Raw genomic sequence first — 17883 nt, 5'->3', positions numbered from 1 at the left:
AGACGCTACGACACCCCGAAGCGCGCCGCCAGCAACTCGCGTTGGGCGCGTACGAACGCCGCGTCGACGACCGCGCCGTGCCCCGGTACGTACACCGCGTCCTCGCCGCCCAGTGACAGCAGCCGGTCCAGTGCCGCGGGCCAGCGGGAGGGCATCGCGTCCGGGCCCGCCTGAGGTTCGCCCGACTCCTCCACGAGGTCGCCGCAGAAGACGACCTCCGGGCTGCCGGGCACCAGGACCGCCAGATCGTGGCCCGAGTGGCCGGGGCCGATGTTCGCCAGGAGCACCTGGCGGCCGCCCAGGTCCAGCGTCCACTCGCCGAACACCAGATGGTGCGGCGCCACCAGCACGTCGGCCGCCTCCGTCGCGTCGGCCTCGGTGACCCCGTGCCGTACCGCGCTGTCGCGGATCTCGTCCCGCTCCCGCCGCATCAGTTCGGCGATGCCGACCGCTCCGTACACCTCCGCGCCCGAGAACGCCGCCGTGCCCAGCACATGGTCGAAGTGGGGATGGCTCAGTGCGATATGCGTCACCCGTCGGCCGCCGAGCAGGGCTTGCGCCTGGGCCCGCAGCTCGGCCCCCTCGCGCAGTGTCGAGCCGGTGTCGTACAGGAGGACACCGTCCTCTCCGGCGATCAAACCACTGGTCGCGTCCCAGCCGGGAAGCCGCCGGCGCCCCACCCCGTCGGCCAGCCGCTCCCAGCCGAAGTCTTCCCAACTGACGTCCATACCGCGACGCTATCCGCAACCGACCAGCACTGTCGCTCGGTGGCGTGGTCGGCCGCCCTTGCTAGGGATGTACCCCACGGCCGTACACTGGCACGGGGAAATGCTGGCACTCGTACGCATCGAGTGCCAAGCGGTCACCGAGGAATCACAGCTTGGAGGTGTGCGCGATGCTCAGCGAACGCAGACTCGAGGTGCTGCGCGCCATCGTCCAGGACTATGTCGGCACCGAGGAGCCCGTCGGCTCCAAGGCGCTCACGGAGCGTCACAAGCTCGGGGTCTCCCCGGCCACCGTCCGCAATGACATGGCGGTGCTGGAGGAGGAAGGGTTCATCGCCCAGCCTCATACGAGCGCGGGGCGTATCCCCACGGACAAGGGCTACCGGCTCTTCGTCGACAAACTGGCCGGCGTCAAGCCGCTGTCGTCGCCCGAGCGCCGTGCCATCCAGAACTTCCTCGACGGAGCCGTCGACCTCGACGACGTCGTGGGCCGTACGGTGCGGCTGCTGGCGCAGCTGACCCGGCAGGTCGCGGTGGTCCAGTACCCCTCGCTGACCCGCTCCACCGTCCGGCATGTGGAGCTCCTCTCCCTCGCGCCCGCCCGGCTGATGCTCGTGCTGATCACGGACACCGGACGGGTCGAGCAGCGCATGATCGACTGCCCCGCGCCCTTCGCGGAATCCTCGCTCGCGGACCTGCGGGCCCGGCTCAACAGCCGGGTCGTCGGGCGCCGCTTCGCGGATGTGCCGCAGCTGGTGCAGGACCTTCCCGACTCCTTCGAGGCGGAGGACCGGGGTACCGTTTCCACGGTGCTCTCGACCCTGCTCGAAACCCTGGTCGAGGAGACCGAGGAGCGGCTGGTGATCGGCGGTACCGCCAATCTCACGCGCTTCGGACACGACTTCCCGCTGACGATCCGGCCGGTGCTCGAAGCTCTCGAGGAGCATGTGGTGCTCCTCAAGCTGCTCGGCGAGGCCAAGGAAGCGGGCGGCATGGGCATGACCGTGAAGATCGGTCATGAGAACGCCCACGAGGGCCTCAACTCCACGTCCGTCGTCGCGGTCGGCTACGGTTCGGGCGACGAGGCAGTTGCCAAACTCGGCGTGGTCGGACCGACCCGCATGGACTACCCCGGAACGATGGGAGCGGTACGCGCAGTGGCACGTTACGTCGGACAGATCCTGGCGGAGTCGTAAGTGGCCACGGACTACTACGCCGTACTCGGCGTACGCCGCGACGCGTCCCAGGACGAGATCAAGAAGGCCTTCCGCCGGCTTGCCCGTGAACTCCACCCGGATGTGAATCCGGACCCGAAGACGCAGGAGCGCTTCAAGGAGATCAACGCCGCGTACGAGGTGCTGTCGGACCCGCAGAAGAAGCAGGTCTACGACCTCGGCGGAGACCCGCTCTCGCAGGCGGGCGGCGGAGGCGCGGGCGGCTTCGGCGCCGGTGGCTTCGGGAACTTCTCGGACATCATGGACGCGTTCTTCGGTACGGCTTCGCAGCGCGGCCCCAGGTCGCGTACGCGGCGGGGCCAGGACGCGATGATCCGCCTGGAGATCGAGCTCAACGAGTCTGCCTTCGGCACGACGAAGGACATCCAGGTCGACACGGCCGTCGTCTGTACGACGTGTTCGGGCGAGGGCGCGGCGCCGGGTACCTCGGCGCAGACCTGCGACATGTGCCGCGGCCGCGGTGAGGTCTCGCAGGTGACGCGGTCCTTCCTCGGCCAGGTCATGACGTCGCGGCCGTGCCCGCAGTGCCAGGGCTTCGGAACGGTCGTCCCGACCCCGTGCCCCGAGTGCGCGGGCGACGGGCGGGTACGGTCCCGCCGCACCCTGACGGTCAAGATCCCGGCCGGTGTCGACAACGGCACGCGCATCCAGCTCGCGGGCGAGGGCGAGGTCGGCCCGGGCGGTGGCCCCGCCGGCGACCTCTACGTCGAGATCCACGAGCTGCCGCACCCGGTGTTCCAGCGCCGGGGCGACGATCTGCACTGCACGGTGACGATCCCCATGACGGCGGCGGCGCTGGGCACGAAGTGCCCGCTGGAGACGCTGGACGGCGTGGAGGAGGTCGACATCCGCCCGGGCACCCAGTCCGGCCAGTCGATCCCGCTGCACGGGCGCGGCATCACGCACCTGCGGGGCGGGGGCCGTGGCGACCTGATCGTCCATGTCGAGGTGATGACCCCGTCGAAGCTGGACGTGGATCAGGAGCGGCTGCTGCGGGACCTGGCGAAGCTGCGCGGCGAGGAAAGGCCTACGGGTCAGTTCCAGCCGGGGCAGCAGGGACTGTTCTCCCGCCTGAAGGACGCGTTCAACGGGCGTTAGGCCCTCTCGAACGCCGGAGGGGCTGAATCTTCAGCCCCTCCGGCGTTTTCAGGACAGCGGCCCGCAACCGCGGCCGTTGCGGAACGCCCGATTCGATGGGCCGCGAGCGGCATGGCACCATGCCTGCATGTCCTCCGCACTGACCGATCTTTGCCGTCATCCGATCGTGCAGGCCCCCATGGCGGGCGGCGCATCCTGCCCCCAGCTCGCCGCCGCCGTGTCCGAAGCCGGCGGGCTCGGGTTCCTCGCTGCCGGATACAAGACCGCGGACGGCATGTACCAGGAGGTCAAACAGGTGCGCGGGCTCACCGCGCAGCCGTTCGGCGTCAATCTCTTCATGCCGCAGCCCAACACCGCCGACCCCGGTGCCGTCGAGATCTACCGGAATCAGCTCGCCGGTGAGGCCGCCTGGTACGAGACTCCTCTCGGCGACCCCGACTCCGGGCGCGACGACGGCTACGAGGCCAAACTGGCCATCCTCCTCGACGACCCCGTGCCCGTCGTCTCCTTCACCTTCGGCTGCCCGACCCGCGATGTGCTCGACTCCTTCGCCAAGGCCGGGACCTTCACCGTCGTCACGGTCACCACGCCCGAAGAGGCGCAGGCCGCGCAGTGGGCCGGGGCCGACGCCGTGTGTGTGCAGGGCATCGAGGCCGGCGGCCACCAGGGCACCCACCGCGACGACCCCGAGTCCGACGGCGCCGGGATCGGTCTGCTCTCGCTCATCGCGCTGATCCGCGAGACCGTGCAGCTTCCCCTCATCGCCGCAGGCGGCCTGATGCGCGGCGGCCAGATCGCGGGCGTGCTCGCGGCGGGGGCGGTCGCCGCGCAGCTCGGCACAGCGTTCCTGGTCTGCCCCGAGTCCGGTGCGAACGCGCTGCACAAGCAGGCCATGACGAATCCTTTGTTCGTACGCACCGAACTCACCCGCGCCTTCTCCGGGCGGCCCGCCCGCGGCCTCGTGAACCGCTTCATGCGCGAGCACGGCCCGTACGCGCCCGCCGCGTACCCCCAGGTGCACCACCTGACCAGCGGCCTGCGCAAGGCCGCGGCCAAGACGGGCGACGCGCAGGGCATGGCGCTGTGGGCCGGGCAGGGCCACCGGCTGGCGCGTGAGCTGCCCGCCGGCCGCTTGGTCGACGTCCTCGTCGCCGAAACGGACTCCGCGCGCGCCGCGCTGGCGCTGGGCGGTTCCCGATGACCGCGCCGGTCTTTCTCGTCGACTCGCTGGAGGGCGTCGGCCCGGGGGCGACCGTCACCCTGGACGGGCCCGAGGGGCGGCACGCCGTCTCCGTACGCAGGCTGCAGCCCGGCGAGGACATCGTGCTGACGGACGGCCGCGGGCGGGGGGCGGCGGGGGTCGTCGTACGGACCGAGGGCAAGGACCGGCTGATCGTCGAACCGCGGGAGTTCCCGACGGAACCGGAGCCGACGCCCCGTATCACCGTCGTCCAGGCGCTGCCCAAGGGCGACCGCGGTGAACTCGCCGTCGAGACGATGACGGAGACCGGAGTCGACGCGGTCGTGCCGTGGGCCGCCGCGCGCTGCATCACGCAGTGGAAGGGCGAACGGGCTGCCAAGTCGCTCGCGAAGTGGCGGGCGACGGCACGCGAGGCGGGCAAACAGTCGCGCCGGCTCCGTTTCCCGGAGGTCGCGGACGCGGCAACGACCAAGCAGGTTGCGTCACTTCTGGCCGAAGCGGATTTCGCGGCGGTGCTGCACGAGGAGGGCGCAGAGCCGCTGGCGACGGCGGAGCTGCCAGCGGAGGGTTCGATCGTGCTGGTGGTGGGCCCCGAAGGGGGCGTGTCCCCGGAGGAGTTGGCGGCATTCGCCGAGGCGGGCGCGAAGCCGTACCGGCTGGGCCGGAGTGTGCTGCGCACGTCGACGGCGGGCACGGCGGCGACGGCGCTCCTGCTCGGCCGCACCGGCCGCTGGTCCTAGCTTGTCCTCAATCTCCCCCAGACTTCGTCCGGGGGGACCCCCAACGGGCTTGAGAGGTTCCGGCTCACCACCGCGTCGAACAGTGGCCAGCCGTCGAGCTCCACCGTCCTGCCGTCTGCCGGCAGAACGCCGCGGGCCTCGGCCTCGTCCACGAAGCGGCGTACGACGCCGGGTTCATGCAGGTTGAGCCAGTGGTCCCGGTCGTCCGCCACCGTGCCCGAGGGGACGTAGGCATCGGGTGTGAACCGCCCCGGACCCGCCCGGAAGACCAGTCGCAGCCGCGTCTGTGTGCCCTCGCGCGCGAGGGAGAGCACTTCGGCGCAGTGTTCGCCGGTGCTGTCGTGGTGGCGGTGCCGTACCGACCACAGATGGATGGTGTCGCCGACGACGAGGCGCCTGACCTTCCGGCTCGCTCCCATGACGTCACCCTACGGTGTTCACGAGTGGCGGCAACCGGACTACCGCAGCCGGTGACACAGTGGGAGGCTGCCTCTCATGGGGGCCTTGAGACGCGTACTCCACCCGCGCACCCTCGCGGCAATCTGCGCTGCGGGGGCGGCAGTTGCAGGGGTTGCGGCATGTGAGCCGTCGACCGGCGGGCTGAGTTCCGTCGCGGTCGCGGTCACCACCGACAAGACGGCGACCAGCACCCTGGAGCGGATCGGCTTCAAGGTGCGCTGGCTCAGTTGTACGGCGAACATCGACGACGGCAAGGCGCCCGTCACCGCCTCCGCCTCGCCGTCGAGGCCGAGCGTAGCCACCGTCGACTGTCACGGTGAGACCGAATCCGGCCAGGAGATCACGCTCAAGGGCAAGGTGACGGACGAGCGTTCCGGCAGGTGCGTACGCGGTCGTCTCGTCGCGAAGGTCGGCGGAAAGGTCGTCTTCGAGGCGAGCGTGCTCGGCAACTGCAGTGCCGCGCCCAGCAGTACGCCGCAAACCCGGCCGCCGGGCGGGCCGGCGCGTCCCACGGTCACCGTCACGGTGACCGTGACCGAGACGGCCGACCCGCCGGGCAAGTGATCCGAAAGCCGTGACCGGGCGGCGGCCACCTGCCTAGGGTGACGGTGTGACGCACCCTGCCTACCTCCGGTATCCGCATGTCCACGGCGAGTTGATCGCCTTCACCGCAGAGGACGACGTCTGGGTCGCCCCGCTCGACGGCGGGCGCGCGTGGCGCGTCAGCGCCGACAACGTTCCGGTGAACCATCCGAGGATCTCCCCCGACGGCACGCACATAGCGTGGTCCTCGCAGCGGGCAGGCGCCCCCGAGGTGCATCTCGCGCCCGTCGACGGCGGCCTGACGAACCGCCTGACGTACTGGGGCAGCAACAAGACGTCCGTCCGCGGCTGGACCGCCGACGGCCAGGTCCTCGCGATCACCACCCACGCCCAGGCCTCGCTGCGCCGCACCTGGGCGCGAGCCGTGCCGCTCGACGGCGGGCCCGCGGCCGTCCTGCCGTACGGGCCCGTGGGCGATGTGGCACACGGGCCGCACACCGTGCTGCTCTCCGCCACGATGGGCCGCGAGGCTGCCGCCTGGAAGCGCTACCGGGGCGGCACCGCGGGCAAGTTGTGGATCGACCGGGACGGCGAGGGCGAGTTCGTACGCCTCCACGAGGAGCTCGACGGGAACATCGAGTACCCGCTCTGGGTGGGGGACCGGATCGCCTTCCTCTCCGACCACGAAGGCACCGGCGCGCTCTATTCGTCGGCCGCCGACGGCTCCGGCCTGCGCCGGCACACCCCCCTCGACGGCTTCTACGCCCGCCACGCCGCCACCGACGGCACCCGCGTCGTCTACGCGTCCGCCGGTGAACTGTGGCTCCTCGACGGCTTGGACGCCGCCGAGCCGCGCCGCCTCGACATCCGCCTCGGCGGCCAGCGCACCGATCTGCGCCCGCACCCCGTCAAGGCCGACCGCCACTTCGGCACCGCGACCCCCGACCACACGGGCCGCGGCAGCGCCGTGGAGGTCCGCGGCGCGGTCCACTGGGTCACCCACCGGGAGGGGCCCGCGCGGGCGCTCGCCGCGGAGCCCGGCGTACGGGCCCGCCTGCCCCGCACCTTCCGTGTCGAGGGCGAGGAACAGGTCGTCTGGGTCACCGACGCCGAGGGCGAGGACGCACTCGAATTCGCCCCGGCCACCGGCCCCGCGCCCGGCGCGACACCCCGCAGGCTCGGCGCGGGACGTCTCGGCCGCGTACTGAGCCTCGCCGTCGCACCGGACGGCAGCCGCGCCGCCGTCGCCTCGCACGACGGCCGCGTCCTGCTCGTCGAACGCGAGTCGGGCGAAGTCCGCGAGGTCGACCGCAGCGAGCACGGCGACGCCACCGGCCTCGCCTTCTCGCCCGACTCCGGCTGGCTCGCCTGGTCGCACGCGGGACCCGACCCGCTGCGTCAGCTCAAGCTCGCCAACACCGCCGATCTGTCGGTCGCCGAGGCGACCCCGCTGCGCTTCTGCGACTACCAGCCCGCCTTCACGCTCGACGGAAAGCACCTCGCGTTCCTCTCCGAGCGCGCCTTCGACCCGGTCTACGACACGCATGTCTTCGACCTGGCCTTCGTCCGCGGCTGCCGCCCGCACCTGATCACGCTGGCGGCCACCACGCCCTCGCCGTTCGGGCCGCAGCGCCACGGCCGGGCGTTCGAGACGGACAAGGACCAGGGACGGCAGGACGGCGAGGACAGCGGCGTCCCCGTGACCCGTATCGACCTCGAAGGGCTCGCCGACCGGATAGTGCCCTTCCCCGTCGAGGCCGCCAGCTACTCCACGCTGCGCGCCGCCAAGGACGGACTGCTGTGGCTGAGTCACCCGCTGCGCGGCGTCCTCGGCGCGACCCGTGCGACGCCCGACGACCCGGGGCCCCAGACCGCCCTGGAGCGGTACGACCTCGTCCAGCAGCGGATCGAGGAGCTCGCCCCGGACGCGACGAGCTTCTCCGTCAGCGGCGACGGCAAGCGGGTGCTGCTGTACACCGACGGCAAGCTCAAGGTGGTCCCGAGCGACCGCAGGGCCTCACGCGACGAGGAGAGCGACTCCAACATCACCGTCGACCTCTCGCGGGTGCGCGGCAGCGTCGACCCGGCCGCCGAGTGGCGGCAGATGTACGACGAGGCCGGGCGGCTGATGCGCGACAACTTCTGGCGCGCGGACCTCGGCGGCACCGACTGGGACGGCGTGCTGGACCGCTACCGCCCGATCCTGTCCAGGGTGGCCACCCATGACGATCTGATGGATCTGCTCTGGGAGGTGCAGGGCGAGCTGGGCACCTCGCACGCCTACGTCATGCCGCGCGGCGGGTACGGAAGCGCGAGCACCCGCCAGGGCCTGCTGGGCGCGGACATCTCCCGCGCGGCGGACGGCGCCTGGCGCATCGACCGCATCCTGCCGTCCGAGACGTCCGACCCGAACGCCCACTCCCCGCTCGCCGCGCCCGGCGTCGCGGTCCGCCCGGGCGACGCGATCCTCGCGGTGGACGGAAGGCCGGTGGACCCCGTCGCCGGGCCCGGACCGCTGCTCGTGGGCGCCGCGGGCAAGCCCGTCGAACTGACCGTCTCCCCGGCGGGCGGCGGCGATCCGCGCCACGCCGTCGTCGTACCGCTCGCGGACGAGGAGCCGCTGCGCTACCACGCCTGGGTCGCGGACCGGCGTGCCTACGTCCACGAGAAGTCCGGCGGCCGCCTCGGCTATCTGCACGTCCCCGACATGCAGGCGCCCGGCTGGGCCCAGATCCACCGGGATCTGCGGATCGAGGTGGCCTGCGAGGGGCTGGTGGTGGACGTACGCGAGAACCGCGGCGGGCACACCTCCCAGCTCGTCGTCGAGAAGCTGGCGCGCCGGATCGTGGGCTGGGACCTGCCGCGCGGGATGCAGCCGTCCAGCTACCCGCAGGACGCGCCGCGCGGCCCGGTCGTCGCGGTGGCGAACGAGTTCTCGGGCTCGGACGGCGACATCGTCAACGCGGCGATCAAGGCGCTCGGCATCGGCCCGGTGGTGGGGACGCGCACGTGGGGCGGCGTCGTCGGCATCGACAGCCGGTACTCCCTGGTGGACGGGACGCTCGTCACCCAGCCCAAGTACGCCTTCTGGCTGGAGGGATACGGCTGGGGCGTGGAGAACCACGGCGTCGACCCGGACGTGGAGGTGGTGATGACGCCGCAGGACCATGCGGCGGGGCGTGACCCGCAGCTGGACGAGGCGGTACGGATGGCGCTCGCGGTGCTGTCCGAGAACCCGGCGAAGACTCCTCCGGACCTGCCGTAGGGCTGTTCTGCGACGCCGGGCGCCGGTCCTCATCGGACGGCGCCCGGCGTTGGGGGCGGCGCTCTGCGGCTCGCCCGCGAAGCCCACCACCGGACAGCAACCGTCAACGCCCCCTGGCCCACGGCGCCCGCGAACCCGGTCACTCGATACGATGCAAGTCGTAGTGAAACCACGCGAGGAGGATCCCGGCATGGCGGGAGAACCGCAGGCTGACTGCCTGTTCTGCAAGATCGTCGCGGGGGAGGTGCCCGCCACCGTCGTGCGGGAGACCGAGCGGATCGTCGCCTTCCGCGACATCAATCCCCAAGCCCCCACCCACATCCTGGTCATCCCCAAGGCGCACTACCGCGACGCCGCCTCGCTCGCCGCAGCCGAGCCGCAGCTCGCCGCCGATGTGCTGCGCGAGGCGGGCGAGGTCGCCGCCGAGGAGAAGGTCGACGGCGCCGGATACCGGATCGTCTTCAACACCGGAAGCGGCGCGGGCCAGACCGTCTTCCACGCCCACGCGCATCTGCTGGGCGGCCGCGGCCTCGAATGGCCCCCGGGATAAAGGGAGCCGACTCGCCTTGTCCGTACGTGAATTGGTCGTGCTCGGCACCGCCAGTCAGGTCCCGACCCGCCACCGCAACCACAACGGCTACCTGCTGCGCTGGGACGGCGAAGGCATACTCTTCGACCCCGGCGAGGGCACCCAGCGCCAGATGCTGCGGGCCGGGGTGGCCGCGCACGACATCAACCGGATCTGCGTCACGCACTTCCACGGCGACCACTCACTCGGCCTCGCCGGGGTGATCCAGCGCATCAACCTCGACCGGGTCCCGCACGAGGTTTCCGCTCACTATCCGGCGAGCGGGCAGCGCTTCTTCGACCGGCTGCGGTACGCGACGGCCTACCGCGAGACCGTCGAGCTGATCCAGGCCCCCGTCGTCGCCGACGGTGTGCTGGCCGAGAACGGCTCGTACACCCTGGACGCCCGCAAGCTCTCGCACCCCGTCGAGTCGTACGGCTACCGCGTCACCGAGCCGGACGGCCGCCGGATGCTGCCCGAGAAGCTTGCCGAGCACGGCATCAAGGGCCCCGACGTCGGGCGGCTCCAGCGCGAGGGCGAGGTGAACGGCGTCACCCTGGCCGAGGTCAGCGAGGTCCGCAGGGGACAGCGGTTCGCCTTCGTCATGGACACCCGCCTCTGCGACGGCGTGCACGCGCTCGCGGACGGCTGCGACATGCTCGTCATCGAATCGACCTTCCTCGACGAGGACGAACAACTGGCCACGGACCACGGCCACCTGACCGCCGGGCAGGCCGCGCGGGCCGCCCGCGACGCGGGAGTGCGGCATCTGGTTCTCACGCACTTCTCACAGCGCTACAGCGACCCGGACGAATTCGAACGGCAGGCACGGGCGGCCGGGTTCGAGGGCGAACTGACCATCGCCCAAGACTTGTTGCGCGTCCCCCTCCCCAAACGCCACCAGTGAACGAGGCGAGAGCCGTGTCCGTCCAGCCCCTCCCCAAGGCCGAACTGCACCTCCACATCGAAGGCACCCTCGAACCCGAACTCGCCTTCGCGCTGGCCGCGCGCAACGGCGTGGAGCTGCCGTACAAGGACACCGAGGCGCTGCGCCGCGCCTACCTCTTCGAGGATCTGCAGTCCTTCCTCGACCTCTACTACGGCCTGATGACCGTCCTGCACACCGAGGACGACTTCGCCGAACTCGCCGAGTGGTATCTGGCACGCGCCGCCGAGCAGGGCGTACGGCATGCGGAGATCTTCTTCGACCCGCAGGCGCACACCGCGCGCGGCGTCCCGCTAGGCACGGTGATCGAAGGGCTGGCCCGGGCGCTGGACCACAGCGAGGAGCGGCACGGCATCTCGACGCGGCTGATCATGTGCTTCCTGCGGGACGAGTCCGCCGAGTCGGCGATGCAGACGCTCACGGCCGCGAAGCCGTATCTGCACCGGATCACGGCCGTGGGCCTCGACTCGGCGGAAGTCGGGCATCCGCCGTCGAAGTTCCGCGAGGTCTACGAGGCGGCGGCGGCGCTCGGCCTGCGCCGGGTGGCCCACGCGGGCGAGGAGGGCCCGCCGTCGTACATCACCGAGGCCCTGGACGTCCTCGGCATCGAACGCATCGACCACGGGCTGCGCTGCATGGAAGACCCCCAACTCGTGGAACGCCTGGTCCGCGAGCGGATCCCGCTGACGCTCTGCCCCCTGTCGAACGTCCGCCTGCGCGCGGTCGACACCCTGGAGGACCACCCGCTGCCCCGGATGATGGCGGCGGGCCTGCTGTGCACGGTGAACTCGGACGACCCGGCGTACTTCGGGGGGTATGTCGGCGAGACGTTCTACGCGGTGCGGGAGGCGCTGGGGCTGGACGAGGGGGCGCTGCGGGAGCTGGCGCGGAACTCGTTCGTGGCGGCGTTTCTGGAGGACGACGAGGGGCGGAGGGCGGGGCTGATCGCGGAGGTGGAGGCGTACGAGTTCGGGCGGTAGGCGGGGCGGGGGCGGTGCCGCTGCGCGGGGCTTGTTCCCCTACCCGCCCCTTCCCGAACTGGGGGCAAGCCCCCAGACCCCCGTACGCGCTTCGCGCGTGTCCTCAATCGCCGGACGGGCTGAATAGTTCAGCCCCGCCGGCGTTTGAGGCGCGGGGGTCCGGGGGCAGCGCCCCCGGTTACGGGAAGGGGCGGGGTGGGGGACAGGCCCGCCGCAGGCGCCCCATTGACGGCCCCAGCTCCCATACCTAGTCTCGATCACGTTCTCATCCATGTACGCCATCTACATAGGGAGACAGCGGTGACGCACAACCTCACGATCACCGACGTGCGGCTCACCCCGATCCTCGTCGCCGATCCCCCGCTGCTCAACACCCAGGGCGTGCACCAGCCGTACACCCCCCGCCTCATCGTCGAAGTCGTCACGGCGGACGGCGTCACCGGCGTCGGTGAGACCTACGGGGACACCAAATACCTCGATCTGGCCGCCCCCTTGGCGGACGCGCTGCCCGGCTGTCAGGTCAGCGATGTGAACGGCCTGCACCGGCTCGCCGAGCTCGTGTGCGGCGACTCGCCCGAGGCCACCGGCGCGGGCGCCGTCGACGCGGGTGGACTGCGCGGGGTGCAGACGGCCGACAAGCTGCGGCTCTCCGTCGTCTCCGGCCTCGAGGTCGCCTGCCTCGACGCGCTCGGCAAGGCACTGGGCCTGCCCGTGCACGCGCTGCTCGGCGGCAAGGTGCGCGACGCCGTCGAGTACAGCGCCTATCTCTTCTACCGCTGGGCCGAACACCCGGGCGGGGCGGGGGAGCCGGACAACTGGGGCGCGGCGCTCGACCCGGCGGGCGTGGTCGCCCAGGCCAGGCGCTTCTCGCGCGAGTACGGCTTCGCCTCCTTCAAGCTCAAGGGCGGCGTCTTCGAGCCGGACCGGGAGATCGCGGCCGTACGGGCGCTCGCGGAGGCGTTTCCCGGACAGCCGCTGCGGCTGGACCCCAACGGCGCCTGGTCGGTCGAGACCTCGCTGAGGGTCGCGGAGGAACTCGGGGACGTACTGGAGTATCTGGAGGACCCGGCGAGCGGCACCGACCGGATGGCCGCGGTCGCGGCCGCCACCGGTGTCCCGCTGGCCACCAACATGTGCGTGACCACGTTCGCCGAGATCCCGGAGGCCTTCACGCGCGGCGCCGTTCAGGTCGTACTCTGCGACCACCACTACTGGGGCGGACTGCGCAACACCCGTGAACTGGCCGCGATCTGCCGGACGTTCGGCGTCGGCCTTTCCATGCACTCCAACACGCACCTGGGCATCAGCCTGGCCGCCATGACCCATGTCGCGGCCGTCGTCCCCAACCTCGACCACGCCTGCGACAGCCACTACCCCTGGCAGACCGAGGACGTCATCACCGAGCGCCTCGACTTCAAGGACGGCCGCCTCGCCGTCAGCGATCTGCCGGGGCTCGGCGTCGAGCTCGACCGGGACAAGCTCGCCCGCCTGCACCGGCGCTGGCTCGACGACGACGGCACGATGCGCGAACGCGACGACGCGGCGGCGATGCGGGTCGCCGAGCCGGGCTGGGCCGCACCGCCCGTCCCGCGCTGGTAGCCGGGCACGGGCCCGGCTACCACCCGCCGCACCCGCACACGCGCCGCTCCATCAGGCAGACTGGCCTGATCTGCACCACGTACCAGGAGCGGCACGGTGAGCACTCGACACGGTGAGCAACGGGATCACGCGGCCGCCTGCCTCGACCCGCTCGCGGGCCTGCGGACCCCCGAGGACCCCGCCTGCGACGTCTACCTGACCGGCAACGTCTTCCTGGACATCATCTTCACCGGCCTCGACTCCGCCCCCGTCCGCGGCACCGAGTCCTGGGCGCGCGGCATGGGATCGAGCCCCGGCGGCGTCGCCAACATGGCCACCGCCCTTGCCCGCCTCGGCCTGCGCACCTCGCTCGCCGCCGCCTTCGGGGACGACCACTACGGCGAGTACTGCTGGGACGCCCTCGAACAGGGCGAGGGCATCGACCTCTCCCTCTCGCGCACGGTCCCCGGCTGGCACTCGCCCGTCACCGTCTCCATGGCGTACGAGGGCGAACGCACGATGGTCTCCCACGGCCACGAGGCCCCGCCGCCCGAGCCCGCCCCCGACTGCCCGCCGCCCGCGCGCGCCGCCGTCGCATCGCTGACCCCCGGCCGGGCCGACTGGATCGCGCAGGCCGCCCGCAAGGGCGCCCGCATCTTCGCCGACGTCGGCTGGGACGAGACCGGCCGCTGGGATCCTCAGGACCTCGCCGATCTGGAGCACTGCGAGGCCTTCCTGCCCAATGCGGAGGAGGCAATGCGCTACACCCGCACCGACCGCCCCCTCGCCGCCGCGCACGCCCTCACCGAACGCGTTCCGGTCGCCGTCGTCACGCTGGGTGCGGAGGGCGCGTGCGCCGTGGACGGGGCGACCGGCGAGAGCGCCCAGGTTCCGGCCATCGCGGTGGAGGCGCTGGACCCGACGGGCGCCGGGGACGTGTTCGTGGCCGGGTTCGTCACCGGCACCCTCGCCGGCTGGCCGCTCGCCGACCGGCTCGCCTTCGCCGGGCTGACCGCCGCCCTGTCGGTGCAGGAATTCGGCGGATCACTCTCCGCGCCCGGCTGGTCGGAGATCGCGGCCTGGTGGCAGCACGTCCAGGGCGCCGCCGGCCAGGACCCGGCAGCCCTGCAGCGGTACGCCTTCCTCGAAGCGCTGCTGCCCGCCCCCGCCAGGCCCTGGCCGCTGCGCAGGGCCGTCCCGACCATCGGCTTCGGCCGCTCCGCTTAGGGGGTGGCACCGGACGGACCACGGAGGGACCCCCTCGGAAAAGCCCTCGGTGTTGTCAGTGCCAGGTCGTACGCTGGGTATCTCAGAGGTTGTCGAGCAGCGAGAACCCTGCAACGGGAGGTATGTGCAGGCCACAGAGCCGGCCCATGACTCAGACACCCACAGCCCAGAGCCCAGCACCGGGGCAGGCACGAGCCCACTTCACCGTCCCCGCCAAGCATCCGATGGTGACGGTCCTGGGTTCGGGTGACGCCCTGCTGCGCGTGATCGAGAAGGCCTTCCCGGCGGCCGACATCCATGTCCGGGGCAATCAGGTGAGCGCGGTCGGTGACGCGGCGGAAGTCGCCATGATCCAGCGCCTGTTCGACGAAATGATGCTGGTGCTCCGCACCGGTCAGCCGATGACGGAGGACGCAGTGGAACGCTCGATCGCCATGCTCAAGGCGAGCGAGAACGGCAACGGGTCGGACGAGACCCCGGCCGAGGTGCTCACCCAGAACATCCTCTCCAGCCGCGGCCGCACCATTCGCCCCAAGACCCTCAACCAGAAGCGGTACGTCGACGCGATCGACAAGCACACGGTCGTGTTCGGCATCGGCCCCGCCGGTACGGGCAAGACGTATCTCGCCATGGCCAAGGCGGTCCAGGCCCTGCAGTCCAAGCAGGTCACCCGGATCATCCTGACCAGGCCCGCCGTCGAGGCGGGAGAGCGGCTGGGCTTCCTGCCCGGCACGCTCTACGAGAAGATCGACCCCTATCTGCGCCCGCTCTACGACGCGCTGCACGACATGCTCGACCCCGACTCGATCCCGCGGCTGATGGCGGCGGGCACGATCGAGGTCGCGCCCCTGGCGTACATGCGAGGACGGACCCTGAACGACGCCTTCATCATCCTCGACGAGGCGCAGAACACGAACCCCGAGCAGATGAAGATGTTCCTGACGAGGCTCGGCTTCGACTCGAAGATCGTCATCACGGGCGACGTCACCCAGGTGGACCTTCCGAGCGGCACGAAGAGCGGTCTGCGCCAGGTCCGGGACATCCTGGACGGCGTCGACGACGTGCACTTCTCGCTGCTCACGTCCCAGGATGTCGTACGGCACAAGCTCGTCGGCCGTATCGTCGACGCGTACGAGAAGTACGACAGCCAAAACGGGAAGTAGCAAAAGCGCGCCATGTCGATCGACGTCAACAACGAGTCCGGAACCGAGGTCGACGAGCAGGCGATCCTCGACATCGCCCGCTACGCGCTCGCGCGGATGCGTATCCACCCGCTCTCCGAGCTCTCGGTGATCGTCGTGGACGCCGAGGCCATGGAGCAGCTGCATATCCAGTGGATGGACCTTCCCGGTCCGACCGATGTCATGTCCTTCCCGATGGACGAGCTGCGTCCGCCGGTCAAGGACGACGAGGAGCCCCCGCAGGGGCTCCTCGGTGACATCGTGCTCTGTCCCGAAGTCGCCAAGAAGCAGGGCGAAGAGGCCGAGACGCAGCACTCCATGGACGAGGAGCTCCAGCTTCTGGCCGTCCACGGAGTGCTGCACCTGCTCGGTTACGACCACGAGGAGCCGGACGAGAAGGCCGAAATGTTCGGGCTCCAGGCTGCGATCGTCGACGGCTGGCGGGCGGAGAAGGGCCTTTCCGGTCCGTCCCCGGCGCCGACCGTCTCATGAGCGGCCAACTGATCTTCGGCGCGATCCTGCTGGTCGTCGTCGCCTGGCTGGCCGCCTGCGCCGAGGCGGGCATCGCCCGCACCTCCAGCTTCCGCGCCGCCGAGGCCGCCCGCTCCGGGCGCCGCGGCTCCGCCAAGCTGGCACAGGTCGCCGGCGACCCGACCCGCTATCTCAACGTCGCCCTGCTGGTACGGGTGTCCTGCGAGATGGCGGCAGGGGTCCTCGTCACCTACGCCTGCCTGCAGGAGTTCTCCGAGACCTGGGAGGCGCTGGCCGTCGCCATCGGCGTGATGGTCCTCGTCTCGTACGTCGCCGTGGGCGTCTCACCGCGCACCATCGGCCGCCAGCACCCGCTGAACACCGCGACGGCCGCGGCGTACGTGCTGCTGCCGCTCGCCAGGATCATGGGTCCCATCCCGCAGCTGCTGATTCTGCTCGGCAACGCCTTCACGCCCGGAAAGGGGTTCCGCAAGGGCCCGTTCGCGAGCGAGGCGGAACTGCGGGCCATGGTCGACCTCGCCGAGCAGGAGTCACTGATCGAGGACGACGAGCGCCGGATGGTGCACTCCGTCTTCGAGCTCGGCGACACGCTCGTACGCGAAGTGATGGTCCCGCGGACCGACTTGGTCTGCATCGAGCGATACAAGACCATCCGCCAGGCCCTGACGCTGGCGCTGCGCTCGGGCTTTTCCCGGATCCCGGTGACCGGGGAGAACGAGGACGACATCGTCGGGATCGTGTACCTGAAGGACCTCGTCCGCAAGACACATATCAACCGGGACTCCGAGTCCGACCTGGTGTCGACGGCGATGCGGCCCGCCGCGTTCGTGCCCGACACCAAGAACGCGGGCGATCTGCTGCGCGAGATGCAGCAGGAGCGCAACCATGTCGCCGTCGTCATCGACGAGTACGGCGGCACGGCGGGGATCGTCACCATCGAGGACATCCTGGAAGAGATCGTCGGCGAGATCACCGACGAGTACGACCGCGAACTTCCGCCGGTCGAAGAACTCGGCAACGGACGCTTCCGGGTGACCGCCCGGCTCGACATCGGGGACCTCGGCGAGCTCTACGGCCTCGACGAACTCGACGACGAGGACGTGGAGACGGTCGGCGGCCTCCTGGCGAAGGCACTCGGCCGGGTCCCGATCGCGGGCGCGTCCGCGGTGGTCGACCTGCCGGACGGCCGCGAGCTGCGCCTGACGGCGGAGTCCCCGGCGGGCCGCCGGAACAAGATCGTGACGGTGCTTGCGGAGCCGCTGCCGAAGCGGCCGGAGGGGGGAGCGGCGGCGTGAAGGCGAAGGAACTGAAGGCGTTCTGCCTGGAATTCAACGCGGCGGTGGAGGAATTTCCGTTCGGGCCCGAGGTGTCGGTGTTCAAGGTGCACGGGAAGCTTTTCGCGCTGACCGCGCTGGATGCGGAGCCGCTGAAGGTGAACCTGAAGTGTGAGCCGGAGATTGCGGTGCAGCTGCGGGCCGATCACGCGGGGATCGCGCCGGGCTATCACATGAACAAGCGGCACTGGAACACGGTGACGGTGGGGGAGTTGCCGGACCGGCTGGTCCGTGAGCTGATCGAAGACTCCTACGACCTGGTGGTCGCGGGCCTCCCAAAGGCGGTCCGGCTCCGCCTGGACCGGGGCTGA

Annotated in this window: 17 protein-coding genes; 15 read left to right on the top strand and 2 right to left on the bottom strand. The window is 71.1% G+C overall.

What is annotated here, in order from left to right; translation table 11 throughout:
• Positions 1-5 precede the first annotated feature (5 nt).
• Positions 6-728, bottom strand: coding sequence for an MBL fold metallo-hydrolase (locus tag OG741_RS13720; protein WP_405597495.1), 723 nt, complete (start codon positions 726-728; stop codon positions 6-8).
• 167 nt (positions 729-895) lie between these two features.
• Here OG741_RS13720 and hrcA point away from each other — a divergent pair, with 167 nt between their 5' ends.
• From hrcA to OG741_RS13700, 4 genes are all read left to right on the top strand, one after another.
• Positions 896-1921, top strand: a complete 1026-nt coding sequence (hrcA, locus tag OG741_RS13715) for a heat-inducible transcriptional repressor HrcA (RefSeq protein WP_266478854.1) — start codon at positions 896-898, stop codon at positions 1919-1921.
• Positions 1922-3058, top strand: a complete 1137-nt coding sequence (gene dnaJ, locus OG741_RS13710; RefSeq protein ID WP_405597493.1) for a molecular chaperone DnaJ — start codon at positions 1922-1924, stop codon at positions 3056-3058. It begins immediately after the preceding gene.
• Positions 3059-3185: 127 nt separating this feature from the next.
• On the top strand, positions 3186-4259 hold the full coding sequence (locus OG741_RS13705; protein WP_405597491.1) for a nitronate monooxygenase: 1074 nt from the start codon (positions 3186-3188) through the stop codon (positions 4257-4259).
• A complete protein-coding gene (locus tag OG741_RS13700) occupies positions 4256-4999 on the top strand; it encodes a 16S rRNA (uracil(1498)-N(3))-methyltransferase (RefSeq protein ID WP_266476479.1) in 744 nt (247 codons plus the stop codon). The genes OG741_RS13705 and OG741_RS13700 overlap by 4 nt, the downstream gene beginning before the upstream one ends.
• Here the strand turns inward: OG741_RS13700 and OG741_RS13695 are convergent.
• Positions 4996-5418, bottom strand: a complete 423-nt coding sequence (locus OG741_RS13695; RefSeq protein ID WP_405597489.1) for a hypothetical protein — start codon at positions 5416-5418, stop codon at positions 4996-4998. The genes OG741_RS13700 and OG741_RS13695 overlap by 4 nt on opposite strands.
• Positions 5419-5494: 76 nt before the next feature.
• On the opposite strand from OG741_RS13695, the gene OG741_RS13690 reads away from it, so the two are divergent.
• From OG741_RS13690 to OG741_RS13640, 11 genes are all read left to right on the top strand, one after another.
• Complete coding sequence (locus OG741_RS13690) at positions 5495-6022, top strand: hypothetical protein (protein WP_405597487.1); 528 nt, start codon at positions 5495-5497, stop codon at positions 6020-6022.
• Between the two features lie 46 nt (positions 6023-6068).
• Complete coding sequence (locus OG741_RS13685; protein WP_405597484.1) at positions 6069-9266, top strand: S41 family peptidase; 3198 nt, start codon at positions 6069-6071, stop codon at positions 9264-9266.
• Between the two features lie 190 nt (positions 9267-9456).
• On the top strand, positions 9457-9816 hold the full coding sequence (locus OG741_RS13680) for a histidine triad nucleotide-binding protein (protein ID WP_266476484.1): 360 nt from the start codon (positions 9457-9459) through the stop codon (positions 9814-9816).
• 16 nt (positions 9817-9832) lie between these two features.
• The gene (locus OG741_RS13675) at positions 9833-10741 is read left to right on the top strand and encodes a ribonuclease Z (RefSeq protein WP_405597480.1); all 909 of its coding nucleotides are present in this window, start codon (positions 9833-9835) and stop codon (positions 10739-10741) included.
• Positions 10742-10755: 14 nt separating this feature from the next.
• Complete coding sequence (locus tag OG741_RS13670) at positions 10756-11760, top strand: adenosine deaminase (protein WP_405597477.1); 1005 nt, start codon at positions 10756-10758, stop codon at positions 11758-11760.
• A 300-nt stretch (positions 11761-12060) separates the two neighbouring features.
• The gene (locus OG741_RS13665; protein ID WP_405597474.1) at positions 12061-13359 is read left to right on the top strand and encodes a glucarate dehydratase family protein; all 1299 of its coding nucleotides are present in this window, start codon (positions 12061-12063) and stop codon (positions 13357-13359) included.
• A 96-nt stretch (positions 13360-13455) separates the two neighbouring features.
• Entirely contained in the window at positions 13456-14565 is a 1110-nt protein-coding gene (locus OG741_RS13660) for a carbohydrate kinase family protein (RefSeq protein WP_405597472.1), read from the top strand.
• A 146-nt stretch (positions 14566-14711) separates the two neighbouring features.
• Positions 14712-15728 carry a PhoH family protein gene (locus tag OG741_RS13655; protein ID WP_405597471.1) on the top strand — a complete coding sequence of 339 codons (1017 nt, stop codon included), beginning with the start codon at positions 14712-14714 and terminating at the stop codon, positions 15726-15728.
• A 12-nt stretch (positions 15729-15740) separates the two neighbouring features.
• Positions 15741-16238 carry an rRNA maturation RNase YbeY gene (gene ybeY / locus OG741_RS13650; RefSeq protein WP_266476494.1) on the top strand — a complete coding sequence of 166 codons (498 nt, stop codon included), beginning with the start codon at positions 15741-15743 and terminating at the stop codon, positions 16236-16238.
• A complete protein-coding gene (locus OG741_RS13645) occupies positions 16235-17533 on the top strand; it encodes a hemolysin family protein (protein ID WP_405597468.1) in 1299 nt (432 codons plus the stop codon). Before ybeY ends, OG741_RS13645 begins: the two co-directional genes overlap by 4 nt.
• Positions 17530-17883 carry an MmcQ/YjbR family DNA-binding protein gene (locus OG741_RS13640; protein WP_405597466.1) on the top strand — a complete coding sequence of 118 codons (354 nt, stop codon included), beginning with the start codon at positions 17530-17532 and terminating at the stop codon, positions 17881-17883. Before OG741_RS13645 ends, OG741_RS13640 begins: the two co-directional genes overlap by 4 nt.

The organism is Streptomyces sp. NBC_01410, assembly GCF_045040195.1.
In the GTDB taxonomy this organism is placed as follows: domain Bacteria; phylum Actinomycetota; class Actinomycetes; order Streptomycetales; family Streptomycetaceae; genus Streptomyces.
This window is presented reverse-complemented; position numbering and strand designations above follow the sequence as displayed.